Source organism: Bartonella senegalensis OS02, from assembly GCF_000312545.1.
Taxonomy (GTDB): domain Bacteria; phylum Pseudomonadota; class Alphaproteobacteria; order Rhizobiales; family Rhizobiaceae; genus Bartonella; species Bartonella senegalensis.
The window spans coordinates 1-770 of the sequence record NZ_HE997562.1; the positions used below are offsets into that span (position 1 = coordinate 1).

General features: G+C 40.1%; 1 protein-coding gene. It reads right to left on the reverse strand.

All coding sequences use genetic code 11. The features are described from left to right. Positions 1–34: 34 nt before the first annotated feature. A partial coding sequence (locus tag BN200_RS08395) for an autotransporter outer membrane beta-barrel domain-containing protein (RefSeq protein WP_019222118.1) occupies positions 35–770 on the reverse strand: 736 nt, incomplete at its 5' end.

Here is a 770-nt window from a genome sequence, read left to right on the forward strand (position 1 = left end):
AAAAACGATCAGAAAATGAAGTCAAGCCACATCCTTAAAAACTATAGCGTACCCCTAAAATACCTTGGAATGACTGCTTCATCTTCTCTCCTTTAACATACTGCATTTCCCCATAAAGTTTGAGTTTCTCACTCACTAAACTGCTCAAACCAACCCCTAATTTACCAAAGTTTCCAGATAAGTCTGTGACAAATTTATGCAGCTTATTAATCGTCGTGTGATTGCCATCTTTATTCTCACGTACCCAAGCAGCCGTAATATAAGCCATAGAAGTAACATCTCTACCTGAGCAAAATTCATATCCCGCAGATAAACCAACCTCACTACGTAAGGACGTAAAGGGATTCATATCACCCGTCATCTCGTTCGAGAGCTTGATCTCTTTCCCTTCAACATGCAACCAGCTGAATTGTGCATAAGGTTGCATCCAACTGCTAATCGTCGCCTTATAACGATAACCCCCTTCAAATAACGTACCAAATCCCCACTGATTATAATTTCCTTCAATGGCTAGACCATTCGTTGAAACAGCCTTGAGAGTATTCTGATATTGATTGTATTTTAAAACACCATCTAGATACCAGCCACTCTGATCAAAATAAGTTGCATAAGCTCCAATGCTATAAGTATTTATGCCGCTTACACCACCTCGTGCATGGGCAACACGTGCTTGATCATAACTGCCAAAACCACCGATATAAATATCTCCATCCATTAATTCACTTACAGCACTGATCCCTAGAGCTACACCCGTCTGATCAAGCTTAAAA